The sequence below is a fragment of the Celerinatantimonas sediminis genome, assembly GCF_046054195.1.
In the GTDB taxonomy this organism is placed as follows: domain Bacteria; phylum Pseudomonadota; class Gammaproteobacteria; order Enterobacterales; family Celerinatantimonadaceae; genus Celerinatantimonas.
On the sequence record NZ_JBEQCS010000024.1, the window covers coordinates 26,923 to 53,576 of the forward strand.

22 protein-coding genes are annotated in these 26,654 nt (G+C 41.0%); 12 read left to right on the top strand and 10 right to left on the bottom strand.

All coding sequences use genetic code 11. From position 1 onward, the window contains the following. Positions 1–201 precede the first annotated feature (201 nt). The 5 genes from ABTQ23_RS19480 (at position 202) to ABTQ23_RS19500 (ending at position 6,786) form a co-directional block, all read left to right on the top strand. A complete protein-coding gene (locus ABTQ23_RS19480) occupies positions 202–789 on the top strand; it encodes a LysE family translocator (protein WP_408617430.1) in 588 nt (195 codons plus the stop codon). A gap of 318 nt (positions 790–1,107) precedes the next feature. Beyond that, on the top strand, positions 1,108–2,043 hold the full coding sequence (dmeF, locus tag ABTQ23_RS19485; protein ID WP_408617431.1) for a CDF family Co(II)/Ni(II) efflux transporter DmeF: 936 nt from the start codon (positions 1,108–1,110) through the stop codon (positions 2,041–2,043). Further along, the gene (locus ABTQ23_RS19490; RefSeq protein ID WP_408617432.1) at positions 2,036–2,452 is read left to right on the top strand and encodes a MarR family winged helix-turn-helix transcriptional regulator; all 417 of its coding nucleotides are present in this window, start codon (positions 2,036–2,038) and stop codon (positions 2,450–2,452) included. The genes dmeF and ABTQ23_RS19490 overlap by 8 nt, the downstream gene beginning before the upstream one ends. 1,934 nt (positions 2,453–4,386) lie before the next feature. Beyond that, positions 4,387–5,982: a methyl-accepting chemotaxis protein gene (locus ABTQ23_RS19495; protein WP_408617433.1), complete on the top strand. Its 1,596-nt coding sequence runs from the start codon at positions 4,387–4,389 to the stop codon at positions 5,980–5,982. A gap of 186 nt (positions 5,983–6,168) precedes the next feature. Further along, positions 6,169–6,786 (top strand): NUDIX hydrolase, encoded by a 618-nt coding sequence (locus ABTQ23_RS19500; RefSeq protein ID WP_408617434.1) that lies wholly within the window; start codon positions 6,169–6,171, stop codon positions 6,784–6,786. Here the strand turns inward: ABTQ23_RS19500 and ABTQ23_RS19505 are convergent. Then, a complete protein-coding gene (locus ABTQ23_RS19505) occupies positions 6,783–7,502 on the bottom strand; it encodes a hypothetical protein (RefSeq protein WP_408617435.1) in 720 nt (239 codons plus the stop codon). The genes ABTQ23_RS19500 and ABTQ23_RS19505 overlap by 4 nt on opposite strands. Before the next feature lie 175 nt (positions 7,503–7,677). On the opposite strand from ABTQ23_RS19505, the gene ABTQ23_RS19510 reads away from it, so the two are divergent. From ABTQ23_RS19510 to ABTQ23_RS19525, 4 genes are all read left to right on the top strand, one after another. Then, positions 7,678–8,307, top strand: coding sequence for a hypothetical protein (locus ABTQ23_RS19510; protein ID WP_408617436.1), 630 nt, complete (start codon positions 7,678–7,680; stop codon positions 8,305–8,307). A gap of 282 nt (positions 8,308–8,589) precedes the next feature. Beyond that, entirely contained in the window at positions 8,590–9,510 is a 921-nt protein-coding gene (locus ABTQ23_RS19515) for an SPFH domain-containing protein (protein ID WP_408617437.1), read from the top strand. 10 nt (positions 9,511–9,520) lie between these two features. Then, positions 9,521–9,967, top strand: coding sequence for an NfeD family protein (locus ABTQ23_RS19520; RefSeq protein ID WP_408617438.1), 447 nt, complete (start codon positions 9,521–9,523; stop codon positions 9,965–9,967). A gap of 75 nt (positions 9,968–10,042) precedes the next feature. Then, on the top strand, positions 10,043–10,408 hold the full coding sequence (locus tag ABTQ23_RS19525) for a hypothetical protein (RefSeq protein WP_408617439.1): 366 nt from the start codon (positions 10,043–10,045) through the stop codon (positions 10,406–10,408). Positions 10,409–10,452: 44 nt separating this feature from the next. On the opposite strand, the gene ABTQ23_RS19530 is transcribed toward ABTQ23_RS19525, so the two are convergent. Further along, positions 10,453–12,363: an IgaA/UmoB family intracellular growth attenuator gene (locus ABTQ23_RS19530; RefSeq protein WP_408617440.1), complete on the bottom strand. Its 1,911-nt coding sequence runs from the start codon at positions 12,361–12,363 to the stop codon at positions 10,453–10,455. A gap of 652 nt (positions 12,364–13,015) precedes the next feature. On the opposite strand from ABTQ23_RS19530, the gene ABTQ23_RS19535 reads away from it, so the two are divergent. Then, positions 13,016–13,738 carry a YebC/PmpR family DNA-binding transcriptional regulator gene (locus ABTQ23_RS19535; RefSeq protein WP_408617441.1) on the top strand — a complete coding sequence of 241 codons (723 nt, stop codon included), beginning with the start codon at positions 13,016–13,018 and terminating at the stop codon, positions 13,736–13,738. A gap of 62 nt (positions 13,739–13,800) precedes the next feature. Here the strand turns inward: ABTQ23_RS19535 and glgC are convergent, their stop codons facing one another. From glgC to ABTQ23_RS19570, 7 genes are all read right to left on the bottom strand, one after another. Beyond that, positions 13,801–15,021, bottom strand: coding sequence for a glucose-1-phosphate adenylyltransferase (gene glgC / locus ABTQ23_RS19540; protein ID WP_408617442.1), 1,221 nt, complete (start codon positions 15,019–15,021; stop codon positions 13,801–13,803). A 189-nt stretch (positions 15,022–15,210) separates the two neighbouring features. After that, positions 15,211–16,617, bottom strand: coding sequence for a prephenate-dependent tRNA uridine(34) hydroxylase TrhP (gene trhP / locus ABTQ23_RS19545; RefSeq protein ID WP_408617443.1), 1,407 nt, complete (start codon positions 16,615–16,617; stop codon positions 15,211–15,213). Between the two features lie 427 nt (positions 16,618–17,044). Then, on the bottom strand, positions 17,045–18,373 hold the full coding sequence (locus tag ABTQ23_RS19550; RefSeq protein ID WP_408617444.1) for an NCS2 family permease: 1,329 nt from the start codon (positions 18,371–18,373) through the stop codon (positions 17,045–17,047). Between the two features lie 2 nt (positions 18,374–18,375). Further along, a complete protein-coding gene (locus ABTQ23_RS19555) occupies positions 18,376–19,485 on the bottom strand; it encodes an adenosine deaminase family protein (protein WP_408617445.1) in 1,110 nt (369 codons plus the stop codon). Between the two features lie 108 nt (positions 19,486–19,593). After that, positions 19,594–20,514, bottom strand: a complete 921-nt coding sequence (locus ABTQ23_RS19560; RefSeq protein ID WP_408617446.1) for a LysR family transcriptional regulator — start codon at positions 20,512–20,514, stop codon at positions 19,594–19,596. Positions 20,515–20,589: 75 nt separating this feature from the next. Continuing rightward, positions 20,590–21,501: a recombination-associated protein RdgC gene (gene rdgC, locus ABTQ23_RS19565; protein ID WP_408617447.1), complete on the bottom strand. Its 912-nt coding sequence runs from the start codon at positions 21,499–21,501 to the stop codon at positions 20,590–20,592. 244 nt (positions 21,502–21,745) lie between these two features. Further along, entirely contained in the window at positions 21,746–23,551 is a 1,806-nt protein-coding gene (locus ABTQ23_RS19570; RefSeq protein WP_408617448.1) for a GGDEF domain-containing protein, read from the bottom strand. Between the two features lie 414 nt (positions 23,552–23,965). On the opposite strand from ABTQ23_RS19570, the gene ABTQ23_RS19575 reads away from it, so the two are divergent. Further along, on the top strand, positions 23,966–24,763 hold the full coding sequence (locus ABTQ23_RS19575) for an EfeM/EfeO family lipoprotein (RefSeq protein WP_408617449.1): 798 nt from the start codon (positions 23,966–23,968) through the stop codon (positions 24,761–24,763). 56 nt (positions 24,764–24,819) lie between these two features. Then, positions 24,820–25,917 (top strand): cupredoxin domain-containing protein, encoded by a 1,098-nt coding sequence (locus ABTQ23_RS19580; RefSeq protein ID WP_408617450.1) that lies wholly within the window; start codon positions 24,820–24,822, stop codon positions 25,915–25,917. A gap of 24 nt (positions 25,918–25,941) precedes the next feature. Here ABTQ23_RS19580 and ABTQ23_RS19585 read toward each other — a convergent pair whose 3' ends face one another. Further along, positions 25,942–26,496, bottom strand: coding sequence for a flavodoxin family protein (locus ABTQ23_RS19585; protein WP_408617451.1), 555 nt, complete (start codon positions 26,494–26,496; stop codon positions 25,942–25,944). Positions 26,497–26,654: the final 158 nt, after the last annotated feature.

The following is a 26,654-nucleotide window of genomic DNA, read 5'->3' on the forward strand; positions in this document are numbered from 1 at the left end:
TAGCTGAAAATATTTTGCTCATGAGTTCTTAAAAAGCTATTTTTTACATTGAAAAATAGCTTTTTAAGATAACTTTAACCCTGCGATTAACTTGCTATTTCAATGATAGTTAAATAGCCCAACATGAGTTGCTTTGCTTATATTTTAGGCGTAAATTAATCCAGTTGGTTTTTGTGGATTTATTATTGAGGAAGTATGTAGATGGACCTACAGGCATTTATCCCGTTTATTTTATTTTCATTTTTTGCCAGTGTGACACCAGGGCCTGCTAATTTGGCTATTTTTTCACAGTCATGTAACAGTAAGTGGAATCACATGTTGTTATTTGGGCTCGGTATTTCAGTTGGATTTGCAATCGTTTTATTTGTTGGTGCTATTATTTATCTATCTGGTGCAAAACAAAGCGAAGATCTCTCGTATATACTAAAATTTATCGGCAGTTTATATTTTTTGTATCTGGGCGTGATGTTATATAGAAGTAAAATCAATTCAGTTGATCAAGGTGCTCAACTAAAGTCATTTTTAAAAGGTTTATTTATCCATCCTTTGAGTTATAAAGCTTGGCTGTTTGTCGTTTTGGCATATAGCTCATTTATTCCACCAAGCTTGCAGAATAATATTTTATATTTTGCCGAAATATTTTTAGTTTCGTCGATTGTTGCTATGTTACCTTGGATGATTGGCGGATTTGTGATTGGTAAAAAACTTAATGCAAGGCACTTGGTTGCTGTCAATCGGCTCTCTGGAGTGGCGTTGATAGGTTTAGTTGTCTATATCTGGCTGATTTAAGAAAAAATTGCGAATAAAATAGCGAAGCTAACGCCAGTCTATTCATCTCATCTGACTGGCGTATTTGTATCTTTTTTTCAAGTTTCCTCTCTCTTTTCAACCTGTCTGCTTTAAGCGGATTCTGAGTTTTATCGTAAAGCTCCACGTTCTTTGGCGGTGATTATACAGAGAAACATGTCTTTGCAGCCGTCATTCAAAATAGTAAATCGGCAGGGGACAAGGGCCTTAAAATCTCAGATGGATAACCATTGACATGTTTTGATAATCAAACTAATTTAGTAATCAAATAGTTTGATTGTCAAAATAATGTGAGGTGCTATGCGTTATCCGCTTGAACACAGCCACGCTTTTGATGCCGATTCTCATTCGGCAGAAAAGCGCACATTTTATGCGTTGTTGCTTACGGTTGTCGTTATGGTCATCGAAATTACTGCCGGTAGCATATATGGATCGATGGCGCTGCTTGCGGATGGCTGGCATATGAGCACTCATGCAGCTGCCTTTTGCATTACTTTATTTGCTTATTACTATGCAAAGAAAAATGCCGATAATCGGCGCTTCTCGTTTGGTACCGGTAAGGTGAGTGTGTTAGGTGGCTATACCAGTGCGGTTGCTCTTGGTATTGTGGCTCTGATTATGTTTGTGGAATCCATTCATCGGTTGCTACATCCAGAAAAAATTCAGTTTAATGAGGCAATTTTAGTTGCGGTGGTTGGGCTTGTTGTCAACGTCTTGAGTATTTGTTTGTTACACGATCATCATTCTCATGACCATGACCATGACCATGACCATGACCATGACCATGACCATGACCATGACCATGACCATCATCACCATAAACAGGATTACAATCTTCGGGCCGCATACATCCACGTGCTAGCCGATGCGCTCACTTCTATTTTGGCGATTATAGCGCTTACCTTTGGTAAATATTATGGTTGGAACTGGCTGGATGCATTAATGGGGATAGTGGGTGGTTTTGTTATTTGTAATTGGACACTGAGCCTAATGAAACAAACTAGCCCTATTTTGTTGGATGAGAATATAAGTGAGGTGTACCGCCAGCAGGTTGTCAGTGTTCTTTCTCCCTATGCGCAGGTTAAAGATTTACATATCTGGAAGATAAGCTCTGATCGATACAGTGCTGCGATAACGCTGTTGTCTACAACTTCTAAATCAGTCCAGGAATATAAACAGTTGTTATCTAATTTTGATGAGATCAGTCATCTCACTGTTGAAGTCCATTATGAATAATATTGAGAAAATTAATCAGGTTATTACTGAGTTTTATGACAAGATGTCATCATGGGAGCTGTCTGTTGTCAAAGAAACCGGTTATTCGTTGGCACAAATTCACACAATTGAAGTGCTCGGTGTACATGGTTCGCTAAAGATGAAAGAACTTGCCGAAAAGCTTGGAATTACAACTGGCACGTTAACCGTGCAAGTTGAAAAACTGGTGAATGCTCAATTGGTCGTGCGAGGCTCTTTACCTGCGGATCGCCGTGCGATTGTTGTGCAATTAACCGATGCAGGCATGGCGATTCATCGGCGCCATAACTTATTGCATGTGGATTTATTTAAAACACTGATGCGGGATATTGAGCCCGATGAAGCCGAAGTTCTGTTGAATTGTTTTGTGAAAATGAATCGAGAATTTTAGGACCGTTTTTGTTGTATCGTTGGCAAATGCCAGACTTGGCAGCAAAGCTATATGAATGAGCTGGAAGATAAAAAATTACCTCATGAAAATGAGGTAATTTGAATTACTTAACTATCAACAGGTATTAAGAATTCGCTCGTTACTATTTTTGCTTGTTCTGCTGACATTGGCCTGTCTTAGCAGTTTTGCTCTCTGTCACGGAAAAGCTTAGTACTTAGATGCTAATATTTCAATAAATATGAACAAATTTGCTAAATGTGTTTGTATATAAAAGCGTTATCAGATTGCTTTTAAGCGTGCTTTGCTACTATCAATTTTAGGTATCTATTTGTCAGATAATAAAAAATATATTTAAAATTACTTTTATCAATAATGCGGTGATAACTGTTTATTATTTATCCAGTTATTCGCAGTACTCTAAATCATTAAGTCTGCCCAGATCAATCTCTATGTCGTGTCCAATATTCCCAATGGCTTTAAACCGTAATCGTAAAAACTGAGTGTTTGATGACCAACTTAAGTGCGACTAAATGTGGAGTAACTAGCTATTGTGATAAGAGGCATCTTCGAATGTTAAAAATCTCTGAGCACGCATCGAAATGTTTGCCGAATTTGAGAAAGAGGCTGGACCGTTGACAAGCCAAACTAATTGCATTTGCGTTGCAAATTTATGGGGACGATTCATGCAATGTCAACGATAGTCTATCGATTTTGGCAATTTTAATTTGATTCGTTCCTTCAATCGTTTTGCATAAATATGCCTTGAGTTATTTGGTCATTTATGGCCTTAAAAGGCACAGTTAAATGTTTTAATGGGAGCATTTGAGTCAGCTAGTTTGGTCTAATATAGCATTTACAGAAGAGCACTTTTAAAGCTGTCAACCTTAATAGAGAATAGAACAGCGTTTTATATAGTAAGCTAATGGCAAGGCTGGATAAATCAACTAATAAAAATAACTATATGAAAAATATAGGTTTTAATGATTTTTAAGCATATGATCAATAAAAATATATTTTACTTATATAAAAATAAAATTGGTTTTATAAGTTAATTGAATTGGTACGACAATTTGTGAAATATATTCAGTATTTTTTATTGAACAATAAAAACCATTTTATAATTGTGGTTATATTGAAGAGTATATAAATAACTTTAAATTTAAACATAACTAATGAGAATGATTCTTTTTAAACGATGATAAACTTAACAAAAAATATAAATTACCCCAAATGGGTGAGTTAATTTAATAAGGAAATAACTAATATGATTTTGCTTGTTACTATTTTTGCTTGTCTTTGCTTTGACAACACCCAGTGGACCCCACTGGGTTTATTTTTTTGGCTTCTTAAAATAATAGATATGATATTTATAAGGTTTTATTTTCTGCGGAAAAAATAAATAACATATTGTTTTATAAGTAAAAATAAACCTTTCCTTCTTTATGTGTTCAACTCTTTAATTTAAATTTAGCTTTCTCAAAAACTCATCTTTCACAAATGAATCGATTCAGCATGTTTTTATTTTAATAATATTAGTTCTAGGACGAACTAATATTTTGGTTTTAAATTGGTGAGTAAAATAATCGATTACTTTTTATATAAATATTTAATATAAAATAAGAGATACCTATATATTTACAATGGCTTAACGCTTGTCCTTATGAGCCGGGGTGGCTCATAAATTGTTATTGAGAATAGCTCTCATTAATTATAACTGTAATGAATATAAACCTATTTTTTATTCTACTTGTGTTTTTGTGAGAAGGACGACAGAACTTTCTAGTTTTTTAATTTTGTAAAACCTCATTCCATATCAAACTTTAGATAAAAATTTGTAACTTTTTCTTTTCTAAAATAATTTGTTCTCTATTATTAGTGTTCTCATTTACATGTTGCTATTTTCTTGCCTGAAGGAAGTATTAAGGGAGTAATGCATGAAGTTAATACATCAACTTATCTTATTGATCATCGTCGTTATAATCGGATTTGTATCACTTGGCAGCTATGGATTACATTCACTGCGAACGAGCTTAATTGATGCGCGTGAGCACGAGCTTGAATCAATCTTAACATTTGCTCAAAAACAAGTTGATCCCATTGTCCAAGCGCAACAGCAAGGGACAATTTCTAAAGAACAGGCTGAGAAACAGGTTGTCCATGTCTTGTCACAATTTCGCACCGGAACTTCTTATCTATGGGCAAATGACAATAATGGCATCGCGCGAGTTCACGTTAAGCAGGAAAAAATAGGTCAATTTCAGAGTTCATACGCGCATGACATTCAATCACTTCAGGGCAAAGATTTTATCTTTAATGTTGGTGAAAACTTTAAACCTGGCGAAACGCAAAAAGTTGTGAAAGTAAACGCGGTGACAAAAATCTCCCAGTGGAATTGGGTGATGGGCATTGGCGTCTATATGGACGACTTATCGACAACCTACTGGCATTTTGCGCTGCGTTTTATGCTTATTGCTATTTTTGTCGTCATCGTGATTGGTTTCATTGTGGCATATGTCGCGCGCTCCATCTTTAGAAAAATCGGTGGTGAACCTGACTACGCGGTCGATATTACCAATAAGATTGCCAACGGTAATCTTGATGAAGTGATTGTTGGCTCTTTCACACAAGGCAGTTTGCTTGGGGCGATTAGTTCTATGCAAAAATCGTTGAGTTCGATGGTCGGTAATATTAAGCAGGCGGCCGACAAATTATCGATCTCAACCCGCCAGCTTGCGGGTGAGTTTAAAGTCATCACTGATTCTTCGCAGCAATCTTCTGATGCGTCAATTTCAACTTCAGCGGCAATTCAAGAACTATCAAACTGTATTAAAGATATTTCGCTTAATGCGCAATCAACAGAAAACAATTCTCAAAAATCATTTGAAACCAGCCAATCTGGGGTTGAATTGATTGAAGAGTCAAACCTGACGACAACCCAGATGGCCAACAAAATTTCAGCATCTGTCGCTGATTTTAAAACGCTTCAAGAACGTACCAGTGCCATTGGTAATATTGTGAAAGTGATTAATGATATTGCCGAACAAACCAATTTATTGGCACTAAATGCGGCGATTGAAGCGGCCAGAGCGGGTGAACAGGGCCGAGGGTTTGCCGTTGTGGCCGATGAGGTTCGAACGCTTGCGTCGCGCACAGCTTCTTCAACAGCGGAAATTACCAATACCATTGGTTTGATTCAAAAAGATACCGATACTGTGGCTAATACGCTGACTTCAGCATTACCTATCGTTGAGCAGAATGTCTCTATTTCGCAATCGGTCGGTGAAGTTCTTCAGCAAATTAGTGAACGAATCAGCGAGACACTAACGATGACTCGTGAAGTTTCTAGTGCAACCAATGAGCAGCAGATTGCTTCTAATGATTTGGCGCAGCACGTTGAAGAGATCTCTGGGTTAATCAAAGAAACCGCTCATTCAGTTGCCTCATGCAATGAAACGGTTGTTAGCTTAGACTCGCTCGCAGCCGAGCTTAATGAGAGTGTGAGTTTGTTTACAACCGCCTCGCGCGTTTAAAGTGATAGCAAAACCACTTGGGCTTATTGGCTCAGGTGGTTTTTTATTGGTGCCTGATATCAATACCGATGACTTAACTATTTTGGAATAACTGAATGATGCTTTAAGTCGTTATTTTTTGCTTGTATAGTATTTAAACCGTTCATAGGCTAATTTGTTGTTAAATAAACAATAAAGGAGTGAATAATGAGTATCTGGCTTGATTGGACTAAGCAAATTCAGGCAATTGCCCAAACGGGTGAAGCGTATAGCAAAGATGGGTATGATTTAGAGCGTTATGCCCAACTTAAAGCGATTTCTGAGCAGATGTTTGCCTATTTAAGTGACACTCCTGTTGAAAAAGTTCACGATTTATTTATTCCAGAACAAGGTTATCCCACCCCTAAAGTTGATGTTCGTGGCGGTATCATCAAAGACAATAAAATTTTATTAGTTCGCGAGCGCGAAGACGACTGTTGGACGATGCCCGGCGGTTGGGCTGATGTTTGTGAAACCCCTTCAATTGGTGTCGCTCGTGAAGTGCAAGAAGAGTCTGGCTATATGGTAAGTGCTTCACGTCTTGTTGCTGTTAAAGATCGATCAGAGCATGATTATCGCCCGATTTTCCCATTTCATATTTATAAATTGTTCTTTTTGTGTGAGCTGGAAGGTGGTTTGGCTCAAGTAAATCTAGAGATCTCAGATATTGATTTTTTCGCTCAAGATAAGTTGCCACCTTTATCTAAAAGTCGAGTTCTACCTGAAGATATTCAGATGATGTTCGATTATGCCAAAAATCCATCTCGGTTACCGTTTGTTGATTAATCATCACTCCTATCATCAACTTTTTGATAATGACCGGTTGCGCTCACACCTGCGCCAAATGAACACCAGGCGCTGGTTTGTTTGATAATCAGTTTATTGGGTAAAAAGTGGAAGTGAATTTTGCACTCCCCATTGGGGCTTTGATAAACGCCTTGATGATTTTTAACGGTTATGCGCGCTGTTAAATCTCCCATATGTGGGCCATATTTGAGAATATTTCGGCCGGGATACATCCCTGAAAATGAAATATCGACCAGATTATTCGCCGTTTTTTTTACAGAAATTCGATTCCATGCGTCCTGACCGACATATGACCAGTATTGTCCATTGATACTTGCTCGTGCTCTTTTTTTAGCCTGTTCTATCTCTTTGGCATAAAAGTGAGCGTTTGCTTTCGATTGATTGCTATCAGGAGCAAGTTTAAGCCATACATCTGCTGTTAAATACCGCTGCTGGTGGAAATAAGTTAGAGCAATATTGTTATAAGCAAGGGATTTTTGGTGATGATGTGCTGGGCAAATTTCCGCCAGAATGACCTGATATTCAAAGTTTCGACGTGCTTGCGTGTAATCTTGACTCTTATATGCCTGTAATCCTTGGCGTTGATAATGAGTATATTGTTGGCATTGTTCATCTGTCGCATTGGCTGCAAAAGAGCTAGATAATCCTAGTGTTAACAGAGCTATATAAACTAGTGATAGAGTTTTTTCTCTCATCGATAAATCAAATAAACGTTTTTAAGTAGCTCTTACTTTAACGTTTAAATGACGAACCGCAAATATGTAGTAGTATATAAAATTGTTGATAAAATATTTAATTAAGCTATTTTGTACGTCTTTATCGATTTATGTTATGGGCAACGATGCTGGTAAAATTGCAGGGAGATGGTGAATGAAAACAGCTGTCATTCTAATTGTCGCATTTGTTATTGCGCGAATTATTCTGAACAAGACGGATAAAAATCCACCACAAAATGTTGGTCATCCTAATCATAAAGATAATGCTAAATCGGAGCATGCCTATAAATCTCAGGCTAATACTCAGCCATATCGCAGCGCTATGAGTCCAGCAAGAACTTCGAAACAAACGCAATATGATTCTGATTCTGATTTAGGACCAGTTCCTACAGAGCTATACATTAATGGTGTGGTCTATCGTGATCCAGGTGTTATCAAAGCGATTATGGTCTACATTCAACATGGCCGGGTGCTCAGCGGGTTGCCCGATGAAATTATGTTTGTCGCAGATGCTCAGCTTGATGAAGCGATGCAAAATAGTGCCTCGGTAGCGCAGCGCTCAGGTTGGTCATCAGACTATGCTAAGCCTTCGCAGCCTTCGCCTAGTCACAAGAATATAAAATCGCGTAATTATGCTACTGAATCTAAAAATCGTAATTCGAGCCGACCTGCAGAGGTTAAATCAGCTAATTCATCATCTTTTGAGCAAAACGAAACGCACTATCAGAGTCAGTATCAAAGCCAGTATAAGTCACAGTTTAGTGACCGCAATGATAATGAATAGACTCGTTCTGATTTGATTATTTAAGATTTATACTATTTAGTAAAAAAGATAATTTGTCATTAATTAGTTAAAGCAAATGGTTTGTCCATATAGCAGTAAATCAAAAGTGTAATATGCTATTTGTATAATACACCTATAACCCAGCGCTTTTACTATATCTTGAATACTTCTTTCTGTCTTTTAATAAAAAAGACAATAGTTATTGCAATAGTAAAAAAGACTTAATAGGATAACGCTCAATTTCGGATTTCCTCCCTTTGAATGACTTGGAGAATTTATTTAATGGATATTAGCATTTCTACGATTATTACGGCTGTCATTGCCATTTTGGTGATTATTACGATTATTCGTTCAGTTCGAATTGTGCCCCAGGCTCAGCTTAATGTGATCGAACGGTTAGGTCGGTTTCACCGAGTATTACATGGTGGCTTACACTTTATTGTGCCATTTGTGGATCATGTTCGTTCTAAATTCACCACCCAAGAACAGCTTATTAATCTGCACCCACAAAGTGTGATTACTAAAGATAACGTGAGCATCACCATTGATGGTTTGGTTTATTTGCGTGTGAATGATGCGCAAAAAGCGACTTATGAAATCACCGACTTGCGCGATGCGACAGCGCAGCTGGCACAAACAACATTGCGTGCTGAAATTGGTAAAATGGAACTTGATGAAACTCTTTCCAGTCGTGAAGAGATGAACCAGGCGCTGCAAATTGCACTGGATCAGGCATCTGCTAGCTGGGGCGCTAAAGTAACGCGTGTTGAAATTAGCGATATTTCAGTGCCGCAAGATGTGCAATCAGCCATGGAGCTACAATTGCGAGCATCTCGTGAACGCCGTGCAATTGAAACTCAGGCAGCTGCTAATAAAAACCGTGTGATTGCTGAGGCTGAAGCGGCTCGTCAACAAGCCTATCTTGAAGCTGAGGCTAAAGAACGTATGGCAGAAGCGGATAAAAAAGCTCAAATCTTGATGGCCGAAGGGCAACGTCAGGGCATTGAGTTGATTGCGCAGGCACTAAAAGATAATGCATTTGCTGGTGAGTACATTCTGACTCAAGAGAGAATTAAAGCATGGAATGGTATTGCTTCGAGCGATTCAAGCAATAAAGTTGTGGTGCCTTATGAAGCAGCTGATTTAGTTGGAAGCTTGTCAGTGGTTTCGGACTTATTAAAAGGTGCGAGCGCGAAAAATTAAAGGATAGTCGATGATCAGTATCGATTGGTGGATTTTAGTTGTTTTGGGCGTTGTGCTAATTACTTCTGAGTTATTAGTAACGGCTTTTGTATTGATGTGGTTTGGTTTTGGGTTCGTATTGTCCGGGATGGTGAGCTATTTTGCACCATCTTTGAACTGGGGCATCCAAGTGCTAATCGCAGCCGTTGTTGGCGGTGTTTCGCTGTATATTGGCCGGCGCTTTTGTGTACAGAGTGATAATGAAGTTAATCCACAGATTTATACCTTTGAGGGTGGTTTAGGTGAGCTGGTGATTCGCGATGATAATGGTCATCAGCTGGTAAGTGTTCGTTGCCGGGGAACTTACTGGTCGGTTGCTAACCCCCAAATTCTACAACAACATCCTGGACTTGTTCATGGCTCTGGGGTGAGTGTTGAAAAAATTATTGATAATAAAGCGGTGATTAAACCACTTTAAATATTCTTTGATACGAAAAGCGGCTGTTAGCCGCTTTTTTTATGTGTTGTGAAAAGACTAAGTTGAGTGATATTCATGAAAAAGATCCCTTTGATTTTGTTTTGGGCGATTTGTGGTTACTGTTTACTGCTTGAGATTACATTAGCTCATTGGCAAAGCTACGTTGATCTTATTTCAGCCTTCGTTGTGATTGGGCCTGCATTATTTAGTCTATTGATTACGAAGGGAAACTATGTGCATCGATTAAGTGTTGCCTGCAAAATTATTTGGCTAAGCACTGGCGTATCGGTTATGGCAAGTTTCATCGAGATTCTAAATACAGCGTATCGGGATATAGAGAGCTTCCAGATGAGTTTAGCGGTTGCACTGTTGCCTGTGTTTTATAGTTTGCTGTTATCGTTATTGGTTGCGCCTTTGCTTTGGCGCCAAGTGAAAGGGTAATGGGGGATGAAAAATGGGCAACGAATATTCGTTGCCCGAGTGGTTTAAGCGGTCAACTGCTTGTCTTTTTTATTAAGACGCCAGATAAGCAATATGATTTGCCAGATTGCTAAAATCGTGGCCAAAAACATAAAGATAATCGTAATTAAGTAATTGTTCGGTTGGTTAAATGGATAAGAATATCGGTTATTAATCTCAATCGGGTGATGTTGCTGCGCTGAGCTTACGATGCCAATAACTTCATTATCTTGAGGTGTCGTTGCTATCTCACCTACGGCTAATTTTTGGTTAAAGAGCAAACTTTTCCAAGGTTGGTAACGGCTATATCTCCACGAAGAATCATCTACGCCAGTGAAGGGCGTTAGACTAATTAAGACACCTTGATGCGTCTGTTGATAAAGTCGAGTCAGTAATTTATCTCTAAGATCTTTGGCATACTCATCTTTAATTTGCTTCCAATCATATTCTAAATTACTTTTAGACGAGCGTTTAAATAATCCCTTTTTGCCTGATGCTGCCATTTTTTTAGCTTCATCCCAGTTATCGGCATGAATTAGGTCACTAAATTCAGACTTGATTTGTTTACAATCCTTCAAATTGCTTTCACAAACTTTGTCAATCAGTTGGATAAATTCAACGGGATGAGCGAAACGTAGCAGTGAGTTAAAATCGACATATCCGTGACGCTTTTTCGCAAGCTCCATTAAGTACATTTTTGCAAAAACACTCAGATGAGCTTTTTCAAACCATGGGGTATCGGAAAGCTTTTGGATATTTGAGTCTAATTTTAAAGGCTCGGCAAGTTTCTTATCGGTTCCATAAAGTTGGATATTACAGTTGTTTTCTATTTCACCATCTTCTTTGTCTAGCCAGCAACGGTAGGAACCTTTTAGTTTGATTAAAGTACCTGCTTTAGGGGGATGATTGTTAAAATCGGCTACGCTGGCATAGGTCTTTGGTGTGTCGCCCTTGATAAAATTTAAGGTGTAATACCAGTCAGCTTTTATCTGGTTGAATGTTCCAAGACCGATGATAACAGCGATAATGCCAACGAGAGCTGGCAATACGTGTTTACCCCAGAAAACTTGTTTGAGACCTGCCTGGTCAATACTTAATTCATTGGCACGCAGTAGATGGTAATCGGTAGTAATATCGTAAATCCGCTCTCTTTTGCTGAGCTCTAAGCGATTTTCCCAACCGGCAGGAACAATTAATTTGTTGCCCCCTAAGTAGACATTGCTATCATCGTCTTGATATAAGACCCCTTGAACAAGGTTAACTTGTTTAGGTTCTTGCAGTTTTTTGTTTTTAATCAGTAAAAACAACCCAAGAATAAAGGTCACTAGGCTTACAAGGCCGAATATTTGTCCAGATGTCTGATTGAAATCAGCTTGTATTAGGCAACCAAATCCGATGGCGAGAAATATCGAGGCGAGTATTTTAAAACCAGGGTGGTAGCGATACTCTCTTTCAGCCTGTGTTTCTTCTCGATTATTAATGATTTTATATTTGAGTTGATGTTCAAGTCCATCGCCTAATTGATTATCAGTGACATAATTAAGTAGCGTATCGTCTTTAATTTCACCTGGAGTACCTTGTTGCCACTGCTTATTTTGGCTTTGCTCTATTTGATCGACTTCATAGCCTTCAATCAGGGTAAACTGTTCGTTAAGCGAAATAACCAACATCTTCTTTTTATCAAAAGCGATGACTTCAGCTTTATTAGATTGAGTTAAAAATAAGCGACTAGAGTAGGGCAGTTCAACCTCTACACCACCTATCGCATCATGCCAAACCTCTCCCCCTTGAGAGCTAGAAATGCCATAGCGGGTAAACTCGCCCTCTAAATAATAGACTTCGGGTTTAACTCCCTCTTTGGGTTTTAGTTGGGCAACAATTGTTTTTTCGGCATTGGTTAATTCACGGTGGGGCTCGCTAGTGAGTAACGATTTCATTGCTGATTTGCTGTTAGAGCGACGCGAATAATAAACAATAGTACTGTATATCGAATATAGGACTAGCCCTATCGATAGCAGCGACATTAGAGTATTCATGAATTAAGTCAAATTAATTAGTCGATAAATGGTTGCGCGAGAATACCATATAAATTTTAATAATTCTATTAATTACACAGATGGAGGATGAAGCTCTGATAACTAAGAGATAAAACTAATAATATTAGCAAGATCATTTAGATACAAAAAACATTTAAATAAAGTAATGTGTGAGCGTATTGATAAATATGAGCTAACCCATAACTTTATATAAGTTTATGGATATCCATTTAAATCTGATTAGCATAAATTAAGGTATATTTTGAATATTTAAATGAAATATCTAAATGTCATATTTTATATAGGTTTTTATTTTTATACCGATGCAACGATTTGGGTAAGCTCTTGTTCATGTTGCCATTCAGCTTAGGTAAAAGGTTTTTAGCAAAAAAGATACGTTTTTTTATCTTAAAGTGGTTTGCGTTAAAAGCTTGATAACATTCGCTTGAATCGTCCCATTCTGATTAAGGGAAATCTCAATCTTTGCGTGGAGCAATCGCCAAGCTATGGTAGAATCCCTGCCACAATTGTTGTTTGTTTAGAGTTGAAATTAATGGGAAGAGCCTACGAAGTCCGTAAAGTGTCGATGGCTAAGACTGCGGGCGCTAAAACAAAAGTTTATTCTAAATACGGCAAAGAGATTTATGTCAGTGCCAAAAAAGGCGGCGGTGATCCAGATGCAAACCTATCACTGAAACGCCTGATTGAAAAAGCCAAAAAAGACCAGGTTCCATCACACGTTATTGATCGTGCAATCGAAAAAGCAACGGGTGGAGCCGGTGAAGATTATGCACCAGCTCGTTATGAAGGCTTCGGTCCTGGGGGCTGCATGGTGATTGTTGACTGTTTAACCGACAACAATAGCCGTACGTTCGCTTCTGTACGTCAAGCCTTTGTCAAAAATGATGCGAAGTTGGGAAGCCCAGGCGCTGTAGGTCATCTGTTTGACCATCAGGCTATTTTTGGTTTTGCGCATGATGATGAAGATGCGATTTTGGAAATTTTGATGGAAGCTGATGCTGATGTCAGTGAAATCGAAAGCGAAGATGGTTCTGTGACTGTATTCGCCCCATATACCGAATATGACAAAGTGCGTAGTGCGTTACTTGATGCAATGCCTGATCTGAACTTTGATATTGAAGAGATCTCTTTTGTGCCGCAAACCAGCACTGAACTCACCGGTGAAGATGCTGAGACATTCCAGCGATTCCTCGATGTGTTAAACGATGATGATGATGTTCAAAACGTTTACCACAACGCGGTGTTGCCAGACTAATCTTTTTGTCTATCGGCCAATACAAAAGGCGCCATTGGCGCCTTTGTGGGTTAAGCCCTAAGTTATTCAAACCGATAATTTTTAGGTATAACGACTACGCCATCCTCAGAGATGGTAAAGCGCTGTTTATCAAGGTGCTTATTAATGCCAATTTCTGTTCCTGGTGGAATCACAACATTTTTATCAATGATGCAGCGGTTGAGCCGACATCCTGGGCCTACTTCTACGTCATCGCAAAGAATACTGCTTTCAACAACCGCTTCATCTAATACCCGTACATTCTGAAATAAAATGGAGTGCTGCACACATCCGCCCGATACAACTACGCCCCCACTGACTATGGAGTTGATGGTGATCCCCTCGGTGCCTGAAGCGCCTGACACCATTTTTGCCGGTGCGACCTGTTTCTGATAAGAGCGAATCAGCCAGTCACTTTGATACAAATCGATGGGGGGCACGCTCTGCAATAAGTCCATATTGGCTTGATAATAGGAGTCAAGCGTCCCTACATCACGCCAATATTGATCTCGGCTGACGCGGCCACTGGCTCCGCCAAAATGGTACACATAAACCTGACCATGCTGCACCGCTTGGGGAATAATGTGGTGGCCAAAGTCAAACTGATCATTGTTTTGCTCAGCATTTTCACACAGGCATTTTTTTAAATAATCAAGACTAAAAATATAAACGCCCATAGAGGCTAAAGCTCGCTCGGGATTATCTTCAAGCGTTGGTGGATGCTCTGGTTTTTCGACGAAGCCTTCAACCTGCTGGCGAGAATTGGCGCTGACAATTCCAAAATGGCGGGATTGATGCGCATCAATCTCCATGCACGCTAATGTTAAATCGGCGCGAGTTTGGATATGTTGGCGCAGCATCGGCTCATAATCCATGCGATAGATATGATCGCCCGATAGAATAACCACGTATTTGGCGTTATTTCGCTCCAACAAATAAAGATTTTGGTAGATAGCGTCCGCTGTCCCACGATAACCGTTAATGTTCTCACTCATTTGTGGTGGGACCGGAGTGATAAATTCACCTAATTCTGGATTGAAAATAGACCAGCCATCTCGCAGGTGTTTATGTAGAGAGTGCGACTGATACTGTGTCAGAACTAAAATGCGGCGTAATCCAGAGTGTAAGCAGTTCGCAAGAGTAAAATCGATGAGGCGATATTTTCCGCCAAAGGGAACAGCCGGCTTGGCCCGATACTGCGTTAAAGGTGAAAGTCGAGAACCTTTGCCCCCGGCTAGGATGACAGTAATAGCTTGCTCTAACATTCAAGGCTCCTTTAGCCGTGTTTAAGCATCAGTGGAGTAAATTAGTTTACTCGCAATTGATGTGCCAGCAACCAAAGTGGGCCAATAATCAGCTATCTGTCAATTTTATGATTATTTTTCAAGCTGTTAATCTGTGGGAAATAAAGGTGGGTAAGAAATACCCACCTAGACAGAGCAGTTTCGTGTCACTTAAGCACTTTTTTGGTGCGGATGGCGAGTGTTTGTTCCCGCTTGCAGATTACGCATAATCAACGCGTATTCCAGGTCGATATTTTCTGGAACAGGGAAGTAAACCGTATGACCACTGCCAAGTGCAGCTTCTAACGGCTCACCTTTTTTGTTTTCCAATTGCTCAAGCGTGAATGTGATGTTGCCTTGTGGCGTCATCAGCTCAAGTGAATCACCCAGTAAGAATTTATTTTTAACCGCAACTTCAGCCATGCCATTGCTTGCACGACCAATGACTTCGCCGACAAACTGCTGTGAGTCACTGATAGAGTAACCGTAGTCGTAATTTTGGTATTCTTCATGAGTATGGCGGCGCAAGAACCCTTCGGTGTAACCACGGTGAGCCAAGCTCTCTAAGGTGCCCAATAAACTTTCATCAAATGGTTTGCCAGCAACTGCATCATCAATTGCTTTGCGATAAACCTGAGCGGTACGTGCACAGTAATAATAAGATTTGGTACGCCCTTCAATTTTCAGCGAGTGAATGCCCATTTTGGTCAGACGTTCAACATGTTGTACGGCTCGAAGGTCTTTGGAGTTCATAATATAGGTGCCGTGCTCATCCTCAAAAGCGGCCATTTTGTCATCTGGACGATGGCTTTCTGAGAGCAAGACCACTTCATCTGAAGGTTTGCCAAGACCAAGCGTGTTATCTGGACGTTCATTGAGCACTTCAACTGGATTTGCGGCATTTGGGTCGAATTGTTCGACAATCTGTCCGGCATCGTCTTCTTTGCCTTTTTCGACTTTATATTCCCAGCGGCAAGCGTTTGTGCACGTTCCTTGGTTAGGGTCACGTTTGTTGATGTAACCAGAAAGCAAGCAGCGTCCAGAGTAGGCCATGCACAAAGCACCATGGACGAAAATCTCGATTTCAGTGCTTGGGCATTGTTTGCGGATCTCTTCAATCTCTTCTAACGAGAGTTCTCGAGACATAATGACGCGTGAAATCCCTTGTGATGCCCAGAATTTGACCGTTGCCCAGTTCACCGCATTGGCTTGCACTGAAAGGTGAATTGTCATATCCGGAAATGCTTCTCGCACCATCATAATTAAACCAGGATCTGACATAATCAATGCATCAGGGCCCATATCAATCACTGGTTTTAGATCGCGAATAAAGGTTTTTAATTTAGAGTTATGGGGCTGAATATTACAAACCACATAAAATTTCTTACCCTGGGCATGGGCTTCATCAATCCCAATTTTTAGATTTTCGTGGTTAAATTCATTATTACGAACCCGCAAGCTATAGCGAGGCTGGCCTGCGTAGACAGCATCAGCGCCGTAGGCAAATGCATAACGCATATTTTTAAGGCTCCCAGCTGGGGATAACAGCTCGGGTACAAATGGTTTTTCTGTGCTCATGATTAAATCTCTGTTGTCTGATCTCAAGTCAGTACGACACCACCTGATGGTATCGCAAGGGCGCAAATTCTACGTTAAAAATGCGGTTATGCCTAGGAGCTGTTGACCTTTTGTGATTAGTTATGCAGCAATCTGAAAGGAATATAGGCAAAGCAAACGTTGTGCCGTGTAGTTCTGCACAAAAAACGTTTAACGCTGGATAAATTCCTCTCAGATACTGCCCTTCGGGTTCATTTAAACGCATCCTGAACTTTGTTGCACCCTGCTTGCTTAACTCGTTAAGCGACACAGGATGCGGCGCGTTCAAAATGCGTTTAATTTGAACAAAATTCAACCACCAAAGATCAACAGCCCCTAGGAGATGTTATTTTCTCAAGCTAATAAAAAAGAGCTGCAGGACAGCTCTTTGGCTAAAGCATATTAGTTATTAATGCAAAGTCAGATTATAGAAATAAGCTAACATCAATAAGCCGATGAGATAAACTGACCAGTGATCTTCTTTTGCTCGGCCACTTACCAGTTTTAGAAATGCATACACAACGAGCGCCGCTGCGATGCCATTGCCGGCGTTAAAGGTAAAGATTGTGATCACGATGCAGATAAATGCGGGTAGGTAATCTGTCACATCAGAAAAGTTAACTCGGCTGATGCTTTTCATCATATTAATCCCAATGAACATCAATACCGGTGCCGTTGCTGCCTCTGGAATGGTGGTGGCAATAGGGGCAATAAATAGCGTCAGCAAGAAACAGATAGCTGTGACAACAGCGGTAAATCCAGTGCGACCGCCAGCTTCAACACCTGCAGAACTTTCTAAATAGGTGGTCAAAACTGGGCATGAAAACAGTGAGCCGAAGGTTGTCGCTGTTGAGTCCACATGGAAACACTTATCAATCCCTGGCAGGTTGCCATCTTTATCAAGATAACCTGCCTGTGCGCCCACTCCGAGTAATGTCCCGAGAGTTGAGAAAAAATCAGGGATAAAAAATGCCAGTAAAAATGGCAGATATTTAGGCTCTAACGCGCCGCTAATATCTAGTTTAAAAGCCATGTCAGAAATGTTCGCAGGCATGCTAAAGAAGTGTGTTGGCATTTTCGCCAAACCTAAACATAGAGCTGCGATAGTTGTGATAATAATCGATATCAGAATGCCGCCCTGAATTTTGCGAATACTCATCACTAAAATTAAAAAGAAGCTGGCGATGGCTAGCAGTGTATGTGGGTTGGTTAAATCACCAAAATTAAGCACATTTTTATGCGCATTCGCGATGACTAACCCAGCTTCTCTTGCCCCTAATAACGCGATAAATAGGCCAATTCCGACGCCAACCGAGACTTTAATGCCATGGGGAATCACGGTAACGATGAAATCGCGAACCCCAAAAAACGACACCAGCATGAAGATAATGCCAGAGATGAAAATAATCCCCGATGCAACGCCAATTGGCACACCATTACCAAGCAGGGTAAAGGAAAAGATAGCGACACTGCCAAGGCCTGGGCCTAGCACAAAAGGACGGTTAGTATAAAACGCCATACCTAAGGTGGTGATCGCTGTCATTAAGATGGTCACGGTCATGGCACTGGCAAAAGGGATACCCGCGTGGCTGAGCATACCGGGAACAACCGCAATAATGTAAGCCATAGTGGCAAAGGTTGTGATCCCACCAATGATTTCCCTTTTCATCGATGTGCCATTTTCGGCAAATTTAAACCAGCGAGCAAGAAGCCCTCTCTGGTGCGTGTCGGCTTGCATGATTATTCTCCTGAGACTTTTCTTTTATAGGGGGTATGCATCTCTTGCGGGATGATTGGCTCGCTTACTAGCTGCTTTCTTAGCGAATCAAATTCCTTTAACCAGAGTTGCTTTTGCTGTTGTTGCCAATCGATAGAGCTCCATGAGGCTTCGATGCTGTTAATAATCATCTGGCGGATACCATCCAGATCGAAGCCAAAATCTTCTACAAGAACCTGATAACACTTGGCACTATTGGTGTTATGGATATGCCAGTCGTCGGTACCTGGGACGATGTTGAGTCCTGCTCGCGCCATTTTTCGAATTGGATGATTTTGCTGCCAAGTGCGATGTTCTGGCCATTGTGAAAGGTAATAGGTATTTGACGGAATGACGGTAAATGGTACGCCGCAATAAGCATAGGCTTGGCAAAGCGTTTCGTTTTCAACGATGGTGTAACCGTGATCAATTCGATCACAACCAATCAGCTCAATACCAGCTTGTACATTTCGCCAATGCAGACCAAATTCAGAGCAGTGAGCGGTGAGTTTTAAGCCGTGTTTGCGAGCAAGTTGATAAGCGCGCCAGAACTTCTCCACGCTGGCATTTTGTTCTTTGTAATCGATGCCAATGCCCAACACATAAGGGTGAGGATGGGCAATGACCATATTCACCATTTTAACGGCTTCTTCGGGAGATTTTTCGCGGTTAATTGAGGGAATTAAACGGATTGTGACACCGAAGTCTTGTTGCGCTTGGTCGGCTGCTTGAATCAGAGTTTGGTTCAGTGTTTGATACTCGATTGGCGTATCACTAGGGTTCCAAAATGTTTCAATGTAGCGAAGTCCAACCGCTGCTGCATCTTCAGCAACTTCCAATACAACTCGGTGATAATCTTCTGGCTCTTTCATCAACTGATATAAAAAAGTTAACGCTTGAATGCCACCTTTGCGAGGTTTTCCAGATGTTTGGTATGCTCGGTAATACGACTGCGCTTGTTCGTCTGAGAGCTCAACATGATATTTCTCTGCCAGCGCCTGCATCGTTGCTAAGCGCACGCCTCCAAGCAGATGATAATGTAATTCAGCTTTAGGAATGAGAGTTAGAAACTCAGTTAACGAAAGTGATGGCATATCAATTTAAAATTTGGGCAATAGTTAACCTATTATGGCTAGATGCCAAGATGAAAAGGAAATGCTGTTTTTTAACCAGTAATGCCGACTCGGCATAACCGACTCAAATTATGGATTTTCTTTGAAAAAAGGCTGACAAAAGAGTCGTTGTGAATACTTGTGTTGTAAGCTTTCCCAGAGCTGCTGGGCTTGCATACTTAACGAGGTGTTGTAGCGATATAGGCGAATTTTAAAGGGCAGTGAATAGAGTTCAGGGTCTAATGCAACAATTTCTTGCTTTTGTAACTCCTCGCCAATGAGCACATCGGGTAACCAAGCGACTCCTTTGCCAAGCAGTACCATCTCTTTGTGTAATTGACACATAGATGAGTGAAAAATCGGGTTTAAATGGGTCGAAAACTCTGGTTGGTGCTGCTCTAGTAAACGCGCTGAATAAGAGTTGTCTGTGTATCGTAAGTAGGGAAGCTCGCTCTCATCGAGTGAAAAAAGTGGCTTGCCATTTTTTTGAGCGCAAACGAGTAAAAATTGTCCCTGACCTAGTAATAGATTTTTAAACGGAGGCTGTAACAGAGCAATGTGATCAAATGCCAGTAGGTAATCACAGAGCCCTTCTTTGAGCGCATGAATGCCTTCTTCTACGCGCAAAACATCAACCGAATAAGGCAATGTTGTCCCTGTTTCTTGGACACTATCAAGCAGTTGAATAAGCGTTGGGCTCGCTAGCGAATGGGGCGATGCTATCGTCACCGGGCTTAAGATTGACTGGGTATCGGCATTTAGTTGAGCGATGGCCGATTGCATCTGGTTTACCATGTTTCTGGCAACCACTAAAAACTGTTTTCCAGCGGGGGTGAGACTAACCGGTGTTGTATTGCGGTCAATCAGCTGTTGTCCTACAGAGGATTCTAAAGAGCGAATTCGTCGGCCAAAGGCTGGTTGCGTGATATGGCGCAGCTGCGCGGCTTTAGAAAAATGCTGGACTTTAGCCAGCATCAAAAAATCTTCCAGCCAGTTGGTATCAATGTTCATTGTGTAACATCCTTATCTATCGATTCCTTCTGGCTGTTGGTTATTATGTTGTTAAGAACAACGGTTTTAACAAGTTTATTCCGTTGCTTGCAGGCCACCTAGTGCTTCGTACAATGCTGGCAGAAATTGGCTTAATTCACCACACATCAGAGCAAAGTCAGCATCGAATCGGGCGAGTGGATCTTCGCTATTGATATCATCGTTTTCTTCAAGCAGTTCATCAGCAAATTTCAAACGTTTTAAAGCAACTTCATCCGTTAGCACAAATGATAGATTATCAGCATAAGTGAGCGCTAATTTGGTCACCATCTTATCCGCTTCTAAGTGAGCTGCGATTTCATCACTCAGCAAGTCTTGCTCTTTGGCTCGAATAATACCGCCATGCTCAAGGGCGCTGCGAAATTCGGCTTCACTACCTAACTCAAAGCCACTTGGGACTTGGCCATCTTTAAGCCAATCGGTCATAGTGACATCCGCTGGGGTTTCAAGACTAACCGGCACGACAGGTAATGAGCCTAGAGATTTTCTAAGCACCCCTAAGAGTTCATCAGCTTTGCGTGCACTTGAGGCATCAACACAGATAAAACCACCGTCAGGACTAATCCAAGCGAAAGTTAAATTATGGCGAGTAAATGCACGAGGAAGCAGTTGCTGAATAATTTCGTCTTTCAACGATTGTTTTTCAGCTTTTTTCAGTGAACGTTGCTGCTCTGCTTCTTGGCTTTCAATCTTTTCTTGTAGAGCTTCGCGCACCACCGTTGAGGGCAGAATTTTTTCTTCTTTTTTTACACACAGTAACAATTCGTTATTGGCGCTGTGAGTTAATGCGCTGCCTTGTTTGCCTAAAGGACTAACCCAGCCTAACTGGCTTAGATCCTGACTGCCGCAAGGTTTAAAGGCGAAGGAGCTCATGGCATCTTCAAGTTGCTCTTGGGTATGCGTAAAAGGTTTGGTAAGCCGATAGAGCAAAAGATTTTTAAACCACATGGTGTGATAATCCTAATTCAGTAATAAGCAAGAAACGCATTCTAACAAAGCTGACCGATTCAGCCATAGTTACTTAGACATAGTTATTTAGATCAGCAGTACGAGAGGCTGTTGATCTTTGACAGTTGAATTTTGTTCAAATCAAACGCATTTTATGGGGTGTAGCCTGCGCGGATTTTTGAGTTAAGCAAGTAGGGGCAACAAAGTTCAGAATGCTTTTAAATGAACTTAAGTGCAGCATCTTCTAATCATGAGTCGATAAATTGGTATGAGAAGGCGTGCGTATTGATTGGCTACTTTTATATATTTCTAAACGATTTCGGCCTCTTTGTTTTGATTGATAGAGTGCTTGGTCGGCATTGGAAAAACAGCGGTCGATATTGCCTTCGCCTGTTGCCATTGAGCAAACTCCGATGCTACAGGTGAGGTTAAAATGCATGTTCTCATAACTAACCGGTGTTGCAGCTATAGCAACCCGGACTCGTTCAAATATTGCCCTAAGCTCTAGCTCATTGGCAACTTCTGCTATTACTACGAACTCGTCACCACCAAAACGATAGAGACGATCATGGACACGCAAGCAGTTAATAATTCGACGAGCAAATGTTTGCAATGCAAGATCGCCGGCGCGGTGTCCGTATTGATCGTTAATCGCTTTAAAATGGTCGATGTCGATAATTGCAATAGCAAGTTTAAGCTGTGCGTCGGTAAGATTTTCGCGCAGAGTTTGCATCTCATGCTCAAGTGCTCGGCGGTTATGCGCTTGGGTTAGTTGGTCGAGGTTGATATCTCGGTTTAAGCGCTGAATATGATCAATCAAACGCTGTGCATCCAAAACTAATGCGCCGTAAATAAGCTGATTTCGATAAGTATTTTGAGTGACAGAGACGAGTACCGCCAGCTCTTCAGCATTTTTACATTTAGCAAATAACCATAATGAAAGGCTTTCTCGAGTTTCGTTGCTCTGTCGGCGAAAGTTCGCAACGGCTCGTAAAATGGTTATTCGATAGCGAAATGGGACAATTTCCCAAACGCTCATCTGTTCCATCTCTTCCTGCGTCCAGCCGAGAATATTCGTAGCCCCGCGATTGACCGATAAAATCACGCCTTTTTCTGAAAATAAAATCAGTGCGCCTGATGACGAATCGAGAATGACTGAAAGTTTTAACTGTTTATGTAGGTTGTCGGTGCTAATGGCGTTGAATTCAGCAAATAATGCGTTGTAGCGAACTGAGTTATGAATCAGTGCCGCAAGGCTCACTATGATAAAGCTTGCAGCAAATAGCGCTAATGCAAAATCCGGCTCCAGCAGCTTATTGACGACCAATGTTTTGTAGATGAGCCCCAGTAACAGCGGCATTGCAAAAATTGGTAAAATCAGCCGTTTAAATAACCTTGAACCGGGGGCATCGACGAACAATAACGCATTGATATGGCTTCTTTGATTAAGAACCGGAGCGGCGATAAAAAACATGATAAAGGCGATACAGGTATGAAAAGCCATGCTGGAAAACACCGGGACTTTAAATAATCCGAGCGGATTATAAATGTAACCGAGCAAGGCGATTGTCGGAGAAGCTAACCCAATCACACAAACAATATCCAGATAAACAGCTCTTTTTTGCCAACGCGGATAGAGCACGGTAAAAAGCCCGGCGAAGATAAAACTGACTGACGTTGCTATGGATGGCCGTCCTGGATACTGATTACTCCATTTATCCGTAAATAAAAGTTGGTCGATGTGTAAGTTAATCGTAAAGGCATATTCAATTGCGGTTGCGCTAAACAGCGCAATTAAAATTCCACCGATAATATAAACGGGATAATAAAAACGCTTATAAATGGAAAATAGAGCACAGCCACATAAAAAAAAGCCGATTGCTGTATTGGGTTTCATTGAGGGGAACACTGGCATCAGCTGGGTGAGCGTAATACTTTGAATCTCCCAGCCGAGCAAAACTAAAAGGCTACCTGTTAAAAAGACAAAGGTGAAAAAGCCAATAATCACCTTACGTATATAAGGTGATAAATGAGATGCGTGCTGGATCATCGAAGAATCCTGCCCATAGTGTTCCTTATCCTTGAACTGCCCCTTAATAAATCATAGAGGGGAATTTGTGCCATGGGAGAACAATTTATAAAAATGCTGCGTATTTAGAAAAATTGAGTAGATATTTATCATTGCTATCGCAACAGCGTCTTAGCTATTTTGAAAGAGTGTTTAAGATGATTTTTATGCAGGTGAGCTTTTATTTAAATTCATTGACTATTTTGACGGATTATCGGTGTCGATATCTCTGTATGGGTATAAGTGGATATCTGTTTGGGAAAAATGAAGGTAGCTTATATTGGCGAACACTCTTTGGCTTGAGCTGTGCGAGTAAATGCCAGTTTGATATAGTAGAGACCGATACCAGAACGTTGTCGTTTGTTCATAAATAAAAGTAATTATCAAGGATTTTCAATGAGGTACTTAAAGACATTGCTGTGTGTTTTACCCATTTTAAGTGCATTTTCGAGTCTGCCTGCCAAGGCAAAGCCATCTGATGTGCAATTGATGCAGGCAATGACCGACTATAAAATTTATATCATCAAGCAGTTGCAGCAGTTCGTAACCCATACTGATGCTTTAACTAGCGCATTAAAAGCCGGAAATGTGAGTGCAGCTCAGGAGTTGTATGTTTCAACTCGCGTCTATTATGAACATATTGAACCTGCCACAATTTCACTGCGCTCTTTAAATCAGCGCATTGATGGCAGCGATGATAATCAATTAGGATTTCGCTACATTGCTCAACTGTTATGGCGCTCTGGCACTGATAGTGCGCAGTTGAGTAAGCCAGCTGATAAGCTCGAAAGTGATGTAAAGTCGATGCAAAATGAGCTGACAATGAACTCTTTTGAAACGCGAGCCATGCTTAAAGGTGCACTTGAGGATATTGCTGAGAATGAGCACCGCTCTGAAGAAGGCTCCAAGCAGTTATCTGCGCAAGATTTTCTGAGCGAACAATATGCCAGCCTTAAAGGCGTTGAGCAGTTGTATCTGGTGCTAAAACCATTGATTGAACAAGAGTCGCCACAGCTTAAAACAAATTTGGATAAACACTTTAGCAAGATGAACCAGTGGATGAGTCAATATCAGACAACTATTGGAGGCTTTGAACAGCTTTCATCGCTTAAAGAAGGTCAACGTCAGGCATTAGTGAAACAGTGGCAGCAATTGCACAATTTGTTCGGGCAACTGGTCAATGTGTTGCTGTAGATGATAGGTTAATAGTGCGTTTGGCGCTTACAGCTTTTTATTGAGAGGGTCATTACATGACAAAAAAATTGTTATTTGCAATATCTTTGGGACTATCTGTCACGAGTATGACCAGTTATTACGCCAATGCGGCAGAAGCTGCCAATACGATTGATGTGTCGTTGCTTAAACAAAGTTGCTTGCCAATGGCAATTAACACTCATCCGGGCAATATCCATTTTGTAGTCACTAACCGCACGGATAAAGCTGCATCGTGGGGCATTTTAAACGCCGGCCAAGTGGTTGCAATACAAGAAAGTATTCCACCAAACGCCCATCAAGAATTAATGCTGCATTTGGACCCCGGGCAATACGCCATTTTGTGTGGAGCTAAAGATAATCCACACGGTCAGCTCACAGTACAACTGCCACAAGCGAAACCAGATAAACCATTTGAGCCATCCGCGCAGGATATCGCCGACCTTGGCAAACGATATCAGGGTTACTTGGCAGGCCAAGGCCAGCTTCTAGAGAAACAATCTCAAAAATGGGATGGTGGTGAAGTCGCATTAGATTTTGCTGTGAGTTACTACGCAATGTTGCCATTTGCTAGCGTTTATCAAGGTGTGCCCAAAGAAGACCGTCTTGGTGGCGATGCGAATAACATCGAAGCTTTGCGCCAGCAGATTAGTCAACTTAAAGAGCAAAGTTCTAAACAAGCGCTTAGTTTTGCTCAAGACCTTCAAGCGCTGCAGCAGGGGCTATCGCAACAAGCAAATGCGGGGGCGCAGTGGCAAGGCTTGGCTCAGGATGTAAAAACCTTTGTGCAAACCGCAACGCCATTGATGAATCGGTTAGATAAAGCAACGTTAGATGCCACGATGAGTCATATTCAGACTTGGTTGAAAGGGGATAATCCAAATATCCGCCAAAAACTACGTGCAGACTTAGCTCATATTGGCGAAGCGCTGAAGCTTAAAAAGCCTGAAGAAAAACAAAAAGAAGAGAAGGCAAAAGCTGATGACAACGCGCCGCAAAAAGATGACTCAGCTGCCTCAGACAGTGATCAAAGCAAAACTGATGCAACAGCGACTGATACAAGCTCAGATACTCAATCAAGTAACGATAAGAGCCAATCAAAAACAGATGAGAGCTCTAAAAATGAAGGGCAGTAGCCCTTCATTGCTTTGATTAAAAAGTTACTTTGCCCATTTACTGGCCAATTTGGCAACGCGTTCACCATAGGCCTTCGCGGTGTTTAAATCGCCTTTGGGAATCGCTTCTGCCCCAGCATCCGGTGGGGCTTGAACGAGTACCCCAGTTGAGCCCCCTAAATTATTAATATCTTCACGGGTTGAGGTTGATGTGTTGGCCGGAAGCATGCCAAGGCTGACCCACAGTCCACCATGTTGAGCGGCGAGTGTTTGCAGGTAAGTGAGTGTGATTTGTTTATCGCCATTGAGACTACCGCTGACGCTAAAGCCACCGAAAAGTTTATCGCTCCAACCACTATTGAACCAAATTTTTGAGCTAGCATCGGCAAATTTTTTAAACTGCCAGCTCGGTCCGCCCATATAGGTGGGCGTCCCAAAAATGATTGCGTCTGAATCGCTTAGAGTTTGCCAATCGGCATCAGAGATTTCGCCTTCACTGCTAATTTCAATGAGTTTGGCACCCGCACCTTCAGCGATAATTTCGGCTACTTTTTTGGTATGGCCATAACCTGAGTGGAAAATAACGCTTACTTGACTCATAAATTCTCCTTAAATGAACAATGTTCGTTGGTTTTGAAATTACCTACAAGTAATGCTTATTTATTGATTTAGCTTAGCATGACTAGAGCGTGTTGATCTTTGTTGTACATATATTAGTCAACCCACATAGGTAGCCACATAAGAGAAAATGCCAGAGC

Bases quoted from the DNA above. Each gene is read 5' to 3' on its own strand.
- ABTQ23_RS19585 (WP_408617451.1), bottom strand. From the start codon at position 26,496: ATGAGTCAAGTAAGCGTTATTTTCCACTCAGGTTATGGCCATACCAAA.
- glgC (WP_408617442.1), bottom strand. From the start codon at position 15,021: ATGTTAGAGCAAGCTATTACTGTCATCCTAGCCGGGGGCAAAGGTTCT.
- ABTQ23_RS19480 (WP_408617430.1), top strand. From the start codon at position 202: ATGGACCTACAGGCATTTATCCCGTTTATTTTATTTTCATTTTTTGCC.
- dmeF (WP_408617431.1), top strand. From the start codon at position 1,108: ATGCGTTATCCGCTTGAACACAGCCACGCTTTTGATGCCGATTCTCAT.
- ABTQ23_RS19575 (WP_408617449.1), top strand. From the start codon at position 23,966: ATGAGGTACTTAAAGACATTGCTGTGTGTTTTACCCATTTTAAGTGCA.
- ABTQ23_RS19555 (WP_408617445.1), bottom strand. From the start codon at position 19,485: ATGCCATCACTTTCGTTAACTGAGTTTCTAACTCTCATTCCTAAAGCT.
- ABTQ23_RS19515 (WP_408617437.1), top strand. From the start codon at position 8,590: ATGGATATTAGCATTTCTACGATTATTACGGCTGTCATTGCCATTTTG.
- ABTQ23_RS19530 (WP_408617440.1), bottom strand. From the start codon at position 12,363: ATGAAATCGTTACTCACTAGCGAGCCCCACCGTGAATTAACCAATGCC.
- ABTQ23_RS19525 (WP_408617439.1), top strand. From the start codon at position 10,043: ATGAAAAAGATCCCTTTGATTTTGTTTTGGGCGATTTGTGGTTACTGT.
- trhP (WP_408617443.1), bottom strand. From the start codon at position 16,617: ATGAGCACAGAAAAACCATTTGTACCCGAGCTGTTATCCCCAGCTGGG.
- ABTQ23_RS19490 (WP_408617432.1), top strand. From the start codon at position 2,036: ATGAATAATATTGAGAAAATTAATCAGGTTATTACTGAGTTTTATGAC.
- ABTQ23_RS19580 (WP_408617450.1), top strand. From the start codon at position 24,820: ATGACAAAAAAATTGTTATTTGCAATATCTTTGGGACTATCTGTCACG.
- ABTQ23_RS19535 (WP_408617441.1), top strand. From the start codon at position 13,016: ATGGGAAGAGCCTACGAAGTCCGTAAAGTGTCGATGGCTAAGACTGCG.
- ABTQ23_RS19550 (WP_408617444.1), bottom strand. From the start codon at position 18,373: ATGCAAGCCGACACGCACCAGAGAGGGCTTCTTGCTCGCTGGTTTAAA.
- ABTQ23_RS19495 (WP_408617433.1), top strand. From the start codon at position 4,387: ATGAAGTTAATACATCAACTTATCTTATTGATCATCGTCGTTATAATC.
- ABTQ23_RS19570 (WP_408617448.1), bottom strand. From the start codon at position 23,551: ATGATCCAGCACGCATCTCATTTATCACCTTATATACGTAAGGTGATT.
- ABTQ23_RS19500 (WP_408617434.1), top strand. From the start codon at position 6,169: ATGAGTATCTGGCTTGATTGGACTAAGCAAATTCAGGCAATTGCCCAA.
- ABTQ23_RS19510 (WP_408617436.1), top strand. From the start codon at position 7,678: ATGAAAACAGCTGTCATTCTAATTGTCGCATTTGTTATTGCGCGAATT.
- rdgC (WP_408617447.1), bottom strand. From the start codon at position 21,501: ATGTGGTTTAAAAATCTTTTGCTCTATCGGCTTACCAAACCTTTTACG.
- ABTQ23_RS19560 (WP_408617446.1), bottom strand. From the start codon at position 20,514: ATGAACATTGATACCAACTGGCTGGAAGATTTTTTGATGCTGGCTAAA.
- ABTQ23_RS19520 (WP_408617438.1), top strand. From the start codon at position 9,521: ATGATCAGTATCGATTGGTGGATTTTAGTTGTTTTGGGCGTTGTGCTA.
- ABTQ23_RS19505 (WP_408617435.1), bottom strand. From the start codon at position 7,502: ATGAGAGAAAAAACTCTATCACTAGTTTATATAGCTCTGTTAACACTA.